This is a genomic window from Faecalibacterium gallinarum (assembly GCF_022180365.1).
Taxonomy (GTDB): Bacteria; Bacillota; Clostridia; order Oscillospirales; family Ruminococcaceae; genus Faecalibacterium; species Faecalibacterium gallinarum.
Window position 1 is genome coordinate 1 of record NZ_BQKV01000048.1, and the last position, 9,281, is coordinate 9,281.

Below are 9,281 nucleotides of genomic sequence, written 5' to 3' on the forward strand. Positions count from 1 at the left end.
GTTCATTTTGAATGACCTCCCTTTGCTTGGTTGTGCAGTTGGCAGACCGCACTTCTATTTTAAGCAAAGGGAGTTTTTCTGTCACCATGATCGACATAAGTCTTTTTTAGAACCACTCGCCTAGCGAGTGGTTTTCGTTATACAATAAACAGCCGGTCCGGCCTGAAAGTACAGGCTAGACCGGCTGTTTTCTGTTTTGGATTACCCGCTTGATTTCTCAGCGATGGGGCGAATTATTTCTTCATCCAGACCGAGTCGGGGCCGATCTCGGCCAGGCTGCGGGTGCCGCACATCTGCATGGTGTCGGTCAGCTCGGCGGCCAGCTTCTGGATGTAGAGCCGGACCCCCTCTTCCCCGCCGCCATAGGCCGCGGTGACAAAGGGCCGGGCGATCAGCACCCCGTCGGCCCCCAGGGCCAGGGCCTTAAAGACGTCCACGCCGCTGCGGATGCCGCCGTCCACCAGGACCTTGACCCCGCTGCCCTTGAGGGCGGCGGCGATCTCGGGCAGGACCTCGGCGGTGGCGGGGCACTGGTCCAGCACCCGGCCGCCGTGGTTGGAGACAATGATGGCTGCCGCGCCGGCCTCTTTGGCCTTCATCGCGCCCCGGACGGTCATGACCCCCTTGACGATAAAGGGCACCCCGGCCATCTCCACAATCTGGCGCAGCTCCTCGACGCTCTTGCTGCCGGCGGGGGGCTCCATGTTTTTCAAAAAAGGCAGGCCCGCCGCGTCCACGTCCATGGCCATGGCGAAGCAGCCGCTGGCCTTGGCCAGGTCCATCTTATCCCGGATGACCTCCAGGTTCCAGGGCTTGATGGTGGGCACGCCGATGCCCCCGGCCTTGGCGATGGCCTGGGTGGCCATCCGCATCACGTCGGGGTCGCTGCCGTCCCCGGTGAAGGCCGCGATCCCCTCGGCGGCGCAGCCCCGGACCAGCACCTCGTTGTAAGTCATATCGGTGTACAGGTCGGAGTAGTGGAGCCGCACCGCCCCCACCGGCCCCGCAAAAATGGGATAGCGGAAGATCCGGCCGAACAGCTCACACCGGGTGTCCGGCACAAAGTTCTCGCAGAGGGTATCCATGTTCACCCGGATCTCCGCCCATTTGTCATAGTTGCGGATGGCGGTGTCCCCCACCCCTTTGGCGCCGGGGCCGGGCATCCGGTTGCCGCAGGCCCGGCCGTTGCAGACGGCGCAGCCCTTGCAATAGGGGCCCAGCTGCTGGCGGGCCTTTTCCAATACTTCCTGATAGGTCATCCTTAAAACATCCTCCTTATTTCCCTCCCGGCGGACGGGCCGCCGTTTTTCTCTTTTTCCATGATACGCCCGCCCCCGGCCCCCGTCAAGGGGAAGAGGACGAATAATACCTATCCCTCAATATAGCAAACAGGCAGATGAGCCTTGCCGTGTGGTCCGCCATCCGTTCAAAACACATCATACTATATATCTATTTACGATACAACTAGTAAGTATTTTATCACTCACTTAGGGGGTAAAATAGCCGCAAGAAAGGCGGTGACCGTATGGACCCTCAAGCACGACTCCAACAATTGCTTCAGGAGCGGGGCTGGACAGAATATAAGCTCTCCAAAGAATGTGGGCTGGCCCAGTCCACCATCGGGAACATTTTCCGCCGCAACACCGTGCCCTCGATCGCCACTCTCGAAACAATTTGCCAGGGATTCGGCATCACCTTGGCCCAGTTTTTTGCAGAGGGGGAGCAGGTAGAGCTGACCCCCGAGTTAAAGGAGCTCTTTGACTGTTGGGTCTGTCTGGCCCCGGCGCAAAAAGCCGCCGCCCTCCAGATGATGAAGGCCATGCGGCAGGATCAACTATAAGCACCTTGCAGGAAGCCCGCGCGGCTTCCTTTTTATTTTCAGAAAAAACCGCCGGGTCAGGAACACAGATTCCTTTACCGGCGGAATAAAAAGAAAAGAACCCGGAAGAAACTTCCGGGTTTTGTTTGGCGGAAAGACGGGGATTCGAACCCCGGAACGCTTTTACACGTTACACGATTTCCAGTCGTGCGCCTTAGACCAACTCAGCCATCTTTCCACGCTATTCTTTTCTCGCTCAGGGCCTTGCCCTTGGCGCTCCACTATAATACCTGAAAGCCAGTCATTTGTCAAGCGCTTTTTTCAAAAAGTTTGATTTTTTTCCAAACCCTTTGAGAGTGCCCCTTTTGGTCTTTTCGGGCGCCCTTATCTCCCCCGCCGCGCCGCCGCCCGCTGGGCCAGGCTCCGCCGCCGGAACGCGTCCAGCTGGGCCGGCGTGCGCAGGATCACCATCTTGTCCGGGTACCGGGCCGCCAGGGCGGCGTACTGGTCCCGCTTGCGGCGGGTCCGGCCGTCCCAGAGCACCCAGCGGATGAACTCCCCGTCCAGCTTTTCGGGGCAGTCGGCGGCCATGGAGAGCCGGGTTTTGCCCCGGTTCTCGAGATACCGCCGGGCCACCCGGGCCAGGCACCGCCAGCGGCTGAAATTCAGAAAGACGATCTGGTCCGCCTCGGCCATCCGCCGCTCGTAAGAGAGGCTCGGGTAGTTGCCGTCGATCACCCAGCTGTCCTGCTGGTCGAGAAACCGCTCCACCATCCCCTGTTCCTCGGCCGCCGGGCGCTCCACCCACCCGGGCAGCCAGTGCACCTGGTCGAGGTAAAGGGCCGGGGCATTGTAGGCCACCGCCAGGGCCTGGGCCAGGGTGGATTTGCCGCTGCCGCTGTACCCGATGATCGCAATTTTCATATGGAATCCCCTCCTTATTCTGCCGCTTCGGTCCCCTCGGGCACCGCCCAGGGCTGGAGCAGCCCGCCCAGCTGGTCATAGTCCCACTGGAGGATCAGCTCCTGGGTCTGGCCGGCCACCGTCCCCGCCGGGAAATGGACCTCCAGATACTCCGGGTAAAAGACGATCCGCTCCGGGTCCAGGGCCGCCGCCAGCTCGGCCCGGAATCCTCCCTCCCCGATGGCGGCCAGCTTGGCCCGCACCTCGGTCTCCCCGGCGGTGAAGAGGCTCCAGATCTCCAGGGGCTCCCCCGTCTCCCGGTCAAAGACGGCCGTCAGGCGGGTTTCCTGGCCGTTGGCGGGGTCCAGGGTCAGGTTCACGGTGGTACAGAACCAGACCACTTTCTCGTTGGAGGCGGTCAGAGCGGTGCTCTGGCCCACCCGGCCCGGCTCATACTCCCAGCCCTCGGCCTGACAGTTGCGATAGGCGGTGTAGGCCTGGTCCAGCAGGGCCTTGATGTCGTACCGCAGCCCCACCGTCCGGTATCCGCTCTCGATGGCGGCCCAGGCCCCCTCGCTCAAAAAGCCGGGGTTCTCGGGGCCGGCGGCGTCGTCTTCCAGCAGGAGCACCGTCCCGTCCGACAGCTCATACCAGGCCACGCTCCCCCGCAGCTCGCCCTTCCGGGCCCGCCACAGGTCCACCGTCTCCCCGTCCGAAAAGACGGCCACGCTCTCCTGCTCCATCTCCCAAACTTCCTCCTGTTCGGGGACATCGGCGCAGCCCACCAGCAGCACCAGCGCGAAAAACAAGGCGATCAGGGCAGTACGGTTCATGGGGTTCCTCCTGTGTATGTGGTTGGTTTCTCCCGCCAAATTCCGGTGGACGGGTTGCACTTTGGGGTTATTATACTATAATATAAGGGATAAGAAAAGTTGTTCCTGTCAAAAACCGTTTCTGGTTCCAGAAAGGAGACCCGCCATGAGCAAAAAAAGCGTTCGATCCTTCGGCCCGCTGCGGGCCGTCCTCCTGATTCTGCTGGTCCTCGCCGTTGTCCTGCTGGGGCTGTACGGCTTTCTCCGCTACCGGATGAACCGTCTGGCCGAGGGCGCCGCCTTCCGGCTGGAATACACCGTCCAGTCCACCGCCGACACCCCCACCTCCGCCTACAACACCTTCCAGACCATGAAGGGCCTGACCGGGACGGTGGAGGGCCAGAGCCAGACCGACCGGTTCACCGCCCGGCTCTACGCCCAGGGCCAGACCGAGGCGTTTCTGGAAGTGTATTCCGGCCAGGGCGAAACCCTGGTGAACATCGGCCGGCTCTACCGCTATTATGTGGCGGGCCTGGCCCAGGAGTATCCCCTGCTGGCCTCCCTGATCCCCGACTGGGGGCTGGGGGATTACATCTCCCAGCAGCAGCTGGCCCGGTTTTTTGACCAGGAGGCCGCCCCCCAGGCCGGGTTCACCGCCCAGGAGCTGGTCCCCTTCTCCTACGACGCCGGGCGGAGCGGTTACCTCTACTTCGCCCCCGAGGGGGCGGACGAGGAAAACCCCAGCCTCCTCATCGGGATCTCGGCCGCCAGCCTCTTTTCCGACCCGGTGGAGGTCCACGTCCTCTTGAACGCCGCCGCCGACGGGCTGCGGTTTGAGCTGAGCGGCACCGTCACCGCCCAGGAGGTTTCCATCCCGGCCCCTGCCTCCCGGATGGCCGACGAGGACGCCGACGCCCTGCGGGCGGTCTGGCAGGCCCTGCGGGACCTGCTGGCCTTCTTCCGCGACCAGACCGCCGGGGCCCAGGTGGAAACAAAAGCCGCCTGAATCTTTCCGCCCGCTTTTTGGGGGTCCGCCCCCGGAGAGCGGGCGGTTTGCTTTTCCTGACCCGGAAAAAAATTTTGGGTTTTCCACCGGTGAGATTTGGCGGCTTTTGCCCCCCGGGGGCGCTTGCTTTTGGGCTGGGGCGTGGTACAATAAACACTGGCACGGCGGGGCTTTTCCCGCCGAATCCCGGAGAAACGAGGTTTTAACCCATGGAGCTTGTGATTCATCAGGCCATTCTGCACGTGCTGGATACCACCCTGGACGCGCCGGTGCTCTCGGGCGGGGTGATGGAGCTGACGGCCGAAAAGACCGCCTACCTCCAGGCCCATCTCGAGAAGATGCTGGCCAGCGACGAGATCCGGCTGTGCCAGCTTTTGCCGGAATCCTCTTTTAAATATGAGCTGGAACACAACCAGGACTTTGTGGATCTCTCCTGCCGGATCGCGGGGGTGATGTTCGACTACATGCACGCCCACACCACCATCCCCGGCGCGGACCTGGCGGTGGTGGATTTCACCCGGGAGGGCACCCCCTGGCTGGGCGTCCTCAAGCTGAACTACAAAAACGGCTACACCCATTTCACCGAGCAGCAGGAGGGAGAAACGGTCAACTCCCTGATTCAGCAGCGGGCCTGCCTGCCCGCCCAGAGCGGCCGGGTGGAGGAGGGCGCCTTAGTGGATCTCTCCGACGGGAGCATCCGCCTTTTGGAGAAGAAATACGACATCGACGGGCGGAAGGAGTTTTATCTCTCCACCGTGATCTTCCAGTGCAGCCAGGCGGCCCCCGAGAAAAAGAAGCTGGCCGCCCTCCAGGAGGCCGCGGCCCAGGCGGTGCGGGAGGCCTACCAGGAGGAGCTTCACCCCGAGGCCCAGGCTTCCCTTTTGATCGCCAGCCAGGCGGTGGACAACCAGGTCTCGGTGGAGCAGGTGCGCCGCCAGCTGGCCGAGGAGTATCCCCTGGCGGCGGTGCCCTTCGACGACTACGTGGAGAAATCCGACGTATTGGAAGAGACGGGGCCTGTCACCGTCAGCCCGGCCCGGATCCGCCGGATGGAGAGCCGGAGCATCCGCACCGCCAGCGGCATCGAGGTGAAGATCCCCTCGGAGCTTTTGGGCGCCGAGTCGGAGGTGGAGTTTTTGCGGGACGACGACGGCACCGTCTCCCTTCTGATTAAAAATGTGCTGCTGTAAAAATGCCATTTCTGGGGTAATTGTGAAAGAAAAAGGAGAACGTATATGACTCTGGACAAACTGACCATAGGGCAGAGCGCGCGGATTCTGCAAGTCGCCGGCAAAGGCGAGCTGCGCCACCACCTGCTGGATATGGGCCTGACCCCCGGGGTGGAGGTAACCCTGCGGAAGGTCGCCCCCATGGGGGACCCCATCGAGCTGGAACTGCGGGGGTATGAGCTGACCCTCCGGCTGGACGACGCCGGCCAGATCGAGGTGGAGGCGGTGGAGCCCACCCCCCACGCCGCCCAGCCTGCGGGCCGGTACAGCGCCATCGCCCACCCGGGCGTGGGCGAGCTGGGCCGGGCCAAGAGCTACCGGGCCAACAAGATCGGTGAGACCATCCCCAAGGGCCAGCCCCTGACCTTCGCCCTGGTGGGCAACCAGAACTGCGGCAAAACCACCCTCTTCAACCAGCTCACCGGCTCCAACCAGCATGTGGGCAACTTCCCCGGGGTGACGGTGGACCGGAAAGACGGCGTCATCCGCAGCCACCCCGAAGCCACCGTCACCGACCTGCCGGGCATCTATTCCCTCTCCCCCTATTCCAACGAGGAGATCGTCACCCGGGATTTTCTGATGAAAACCCATCCCACCGGCATCATCAACATTGTGGACGCCTCCAACATCGAGCGGAACCTCTACCTGACCATGCAGCTGATGGAGCTGGGCATCCCCATGGTGCTGGCCCTGAACATGATGGACGAGGTGCGGGCCAACGGCGGCTCGGTGCGGATCAATGAGCTGGAAGAGATTCTGGGCATCCCGGTGGTGCCCATCTCGGCGGCCAAAAACGAGGGCATCGACGAGCTGATCGACCACGCCCTCCATGTGGCCCGCCACCGGGAGGCCCCCGGCCGGATCGACTTCTGCACCGACAACGGCCAACCCGACGACCCCGTCTCGGCGGTCCACCGGTGCATCCACGCCGCGGTCCACCTGCTGGAGCCCAACGCCAAGGCCGCCGGGCTGCCCGTCCGGTTCGCCTGCACCAAAATGATCGAGAACGACCCCCTCATTGAGAAGGCCATGGAGCTCACCGAGCCCGAAAAGGCCACCCTGGGCCGGGTCATCGGCCTGATGGAAAAGGAGGGCGGGCTGGACCGGGAAGCCGCCCTGGCCAACATGCGGTTCGCCTTCATCGAGACCCTCTGCGCCAAGACGGTGGTGAAACCCCAGGAGAGCCGGGAGCACAAGCGGAGCGTGGCCATCGACAAGATCCTCACCGGCCGGTACACCGCCATCCCCTGCTTCATCGTGATTATGGCCCTGGTCTTTGTGACCACCTTTAGTTTGATCGGCGCCTTCCTTTCCGATCTCATGTCCCTGGGGGTGGAGGCCATCACCAACCTGGTGGACCAGGGCCTCACCGCCTACCAGATCAACCCGGTGGTCCGCTCCCTGGTGGTGGACGGCGCCCTGAACGGCGTGGGCAGCGTGCTGAGCTTCCTGCCCACCATTGTGGTCCTCTTCTTCTTCCTCTCCATCCTGGAAGACACCGGATACATGGCCCGGGTGGCGTTCATTATGGACAAGCCCCTGCGGCGGATCGGCCTGTCGGGCCGGAGCTTCGTCCCCATGCTGATCGGGTTCGGCTGCTCGGTGCCCGCCATCATGTCCACCCGCACCCTCTCCAGCGACCGGGACCGCCGGATGACGATTCTGCTCACCCCCTTTATGAGCTGCAGCGCCAAGCTGCCCATCTACGGCCTCTTGACCAGCGCCTTCTTCGCCCCCCAGTGGCGGGGCCTGGTGATGGTGGGGCTCTATCTGCTGGGCATGCTCTGCGGCATCCTCTACGCCTTCCTTTTGAAAAAGACCATCTTCCAGGGCGAGCCGGTGCCCTTCGTGATGGAGCTGCCCAACTACCGCCTGCCCAGCGCCAAGAGCGTTTTGCAGCTGATCTGGGACAAGGCCAAGGGCTTCATCCAGAAAGCTTTCACCTTGATTTTTGCCGCCACCGTCATCATCTGGTTCCTCCAGACCTTCGACACCCGGCTGAACGTGGCGGCTGCCGCCGACGAGAGCCTGCTGGCCCTGCTGGGCGGCTGGATCGCCCCCCTCTTCGCCCCTCTGGGCTTTGGCGACTGGCGGGTCTCCACCGCCCTGATCACCGGTTTCAGCGCCAAGGAGAGCGTGGTCTCCACCCTGACGGTTCTGCTGGGGGGCAACACCAGCCTTCTGCCCACCCTGTTCACCCCTTTCACGGCTCTGGTGTTCCTGGTCTTCACCCTGCTGTACACCCCCTGTGTGGCGGCCATCGCCACCGTCCGGCGGGAAACCGGCAGCGCCCGGGCCGCGGCCCTCACCGCCCTGACCCAGTGTGCCATTGCCTGGGTAATTGCCTTCCTGGTGCGGTGCCTGGGCAGCCTTTTTGGCCTGGTCTGATGGGAGCGATCCTATGAATTTTGCAAGTTACGTCGTTTTAGCCATTGTGGGGGTCCTCTTCGTCCTGGCGGTTCGGTACGTCCTCCGCCACGGCGGCTCGGACTGCGGGGGCAACTGTTCCAGCTGCGGCGCTTCCTGCCCCCACCGGGGCAAACCCCGCCGCTGAATCTCTGGTTTCTGCCGGCGCTGTGCGGTCAAAAAAGCCGTACAGCGCCGGTTTTGTTTGTTGTATTTTTAACCATCCCCCTGCATTTTTATACCATCCCGCCCCTTGGAGGGCGGTTTTCTTTTTGGGGAGAAAGAAGGGTCGGAGGGTTTGTTCCCCAAACGATTCCCGATTTATTTGTTAATATTAACAATTATTTTATAGTTTTTTTAGAATTCTCGCCGAATTGCAATTCTTAAGACTTTTTATAGTACCATTCCCTTCAAAGTGTGATACAATTAAAGTTGAAATGCTGTCCCCCTCTTTCGGGCGGGGGCGGCAAAATAAGAAAAGGAGAGAAAGAGCTTATGAACAAGTATGATGGTCTCGCGCGTATCATCATCCAGAACGTAGGCGGCAAGTCGAACATTGTGTCTCTGACCCACTGTGTCACCCGTCTGCGCTTCAAGCTGAAAGACGAGAGTAAGGCCCAGACCGATGTCCTGATGGATACGGAGGGGATTGTCACCGTCATTCAGAGCGGCGGTCAGTACATGGTGGTCATCGGCAACCATGTGCCCGACGTCTACGACGCAGTCTGTGAGGTGGGTCACATCACCCCGGGCGGCGCGGTCAACGAGGACGGCACCCCCATTGAGGGCGGCGAAGACGCCCCCAAGGAGAAGATGAGTCCCTTCAACGCTTTCGTCAACATCGTCACCGGCGTGTTTACCCCGGCCCTGGGCGTTCTGGCGGCCACCGGTATCCTGAAGGGCGTTCTGGCCCTGCTGGTTGCCCTGGGCGTGATGGCCAGCGACGGCTCCAGCGCCACTTACAACATTCTGTACTCCCTGGGCGACGGCTTCTTCTACTTCATGCCCATCCTGCTGGCCTATACCGCCTCCAAGCGGTTCGGCCTGCCCGAGCTGGAAGGCATGGTCATCGGCGCGGGTCTTCTGTACCCCACCATGATCGGCGG

Annotated in this window: 9 protein-coding genes and 1 tRNA gene; 6 read left to right on the forward strand and 4 right to left on the reverse strand. The window is 62.3% G+C overall.

Going from position 1 to position 9,281, the window contains the following annotated elements:
- Positions 1-233: 233 nt before the first annotated feature.
- Positions 234-1,259 (reverse strand): alpha-hydroxy-acid oxidizing protein, encoded by a 1,026-nt coding sequence (locus JCM17207_RS07745; protein WP_238317039.1) that lies wholly within the window; start codon positions 1,257-1,259, stop codon positions 234-236.
- A gap of 266 nt (positions 1,260-1,525) precedes the next feature.
- On the opposite strand from JCM17207_RS07745, the gene JCM17207_RS07750 reads away from it, so the two are divergent.
- Positions 1,526-1,840 carry a helix-turn-helix domain-containing protein gene (locus JCM17207_RS07750; RefSeq protein ID WP_238317040.1) on the forward strand — a complete coding sequence of 105 codons (315 nt, stop codon included), beginning with the start codon at positions 1,526-1,528 and terminating at the stop codon, positions 1,838-1,840.
- Positions 1,841-1,966: 126 nt separating this feature from the next.
- Here JCM17207_RS07750 and JCM17207_RS07755 read toward each other — a convergent pair.
- The 3 genes from JCM17207_RS07755 to JCM17207_RS07765 all read right to left on the reverse strand — a co-directional run bounded on the left by JCM17207_RS07755 (position 1,967) and on the right by JCM17207_RS07765 (position 3,555).
- A tRNA-Ser gene (locus JCM17207_RS07755) sits at positions 1,967-2,057 on the reverse strand.
- Positions 2,058-2,203: 146 nt separating this feature from the next.
- Positions 2,204-2,743: a DNA topology modulation protein gene (locus JCM17207_RS07760; protein ID WP_238317041.1), complete on the reverse strand. Its 540-nt coding sequence runs from the start codon at positions 2,741-2,743 to the stop codon at positions 2,204-2,206.
- 14 nt (positions 2,744-2,757) lie between these two features.
- Positions 2,758-3,555, reverse strand: coding sequence for a hypothetical protein (locus tag JCM17207_RS07765; RefSeq protein WP_238317042.1), 798 nt, complete (start codon positions 3,553-3,555; stop codon positions 2,758-2,760).
- 145 nt (positions 3,556-3,700) lie between these two features.
- On the opposite strand from JCM17207_RS07765, the gene JCM17207_RS07770 reads away from it, so the two are divergent.
- From JCM17207_RS07770 to JCM17207_RS07790, 5 genes are all read left to right on the forward strand, one after another.
- Entirely contained in the window at positions 3,701-4,540 is an 840-nt protein-coding gene (locus JCM17207_RS07770) for a hypothetical protein (protein WP_238317043.1), read from the forward strand.
- A 209-nt stretch (positions 4,541-4,749) separates the two neighbouring features.
- A complete protein-coding gene (locus JCM17207_RS07775) occupies positions 4,750-5,730 on the forward strand; it encodes a nucleoid-associated protein (RefSeq protein WP_238317044.1) in 981 nt (326 codons plus the stop codon).
- A 45-nt stretch (positions 5,731-5,775) separates the two neighbouring features.
- Complete coding sequence (feoB, locus tag JCM17207_RS07780) at positions 5,776-8,157, forward strand: ferrous iron transport protein B (protein ID WP_238317045.1); 2,382 nt, start codon at positions 5,776-5,778, stop codon at positions 8,155-8,157.
- Between the two features lie 13 nt (positions 8,158-8,170).
- Positions 8,171-8,323 carry a FeoB-associated Cys-rich membrane protein gene (locus JCM17207_RS07785; RefSeq protein WP_238317046.1) on the forward strand — a complete coding sequence of 51 codons (153 nt, stop codon included), beginning with the start codon at positions 8,171-8,173 and terminating at the stop codon, positions 8,321-8,323.
- Between the two features lie 347 nt (positions 8,324-8,670).
- Positions 8,671-9,281: PTS transporter subunit EIIB (locus JCM17207_RS07790; RefSeq protein ID WP_238317047.1), on the forward strand; the 611-nt coding region annotated here is incomplete at its 3' end.

Bases quoted from the DNA above. Each gene is read 5' to 3' on its own strand.
- JCM17207_RS07765 (WP_238317042.1), bottom strand. From the start codon at position 3,555: ATGAACCGTACTGCCCTGATCGCCTTGTTTTTCGCGCTGGTGCTGCTG.
- JCM17207_RS07775 (WP_238317044.1), top strand. From the start codon at position 4,750: ATGGAGCTTGTGATTCATCAGGCCATTCTGCACGTGCTGGATACCACC.
- JCM17207_RS07785 (WP_238317046.1), top strand. From the start codon at position 8,171: ATGAATTTTGCAAGTTACGTCGTTTTAGCCATTGTGGGGGTCCTCTTC.
- JCM17207_RS07770 (WP_238317043.1), top strand. From the start codon at position 3,701: ATGAGCAAAAAAAGCGTTCGATCCTTCGGCCCGCTGCGGGCCGTCCTC.
- JCM17207_RS07760 (WP_238317041.1), bottom strand. From the start codon at position 2,743: ATGAAAATTGCGATCATCGGGTACAGCGGCAGCGGCAAATCCACCCTG.
- JCM17207_RS07745 (WP_238317039.1), bottom strand. From the start codon at position 1,259: ATGACCTATCAGGAAGTATTGGAAAAGGCCCGCCAGCAGCTGGGCCCC.
- JCM17207_RS07750 (WP_238317040.1), top strand. From the start codon at position 1,526: ATGGACCCTCAAGCACGACTCCAACAATTGCTTCAGGAGCGGGGCTGG.
- feoB (WP_238317045.1), top strand. From the start codon at position 5,776: ATGACTCTGGACAAACTGACCATAGGGCAGAGCGCGCGGATTCTGCAA.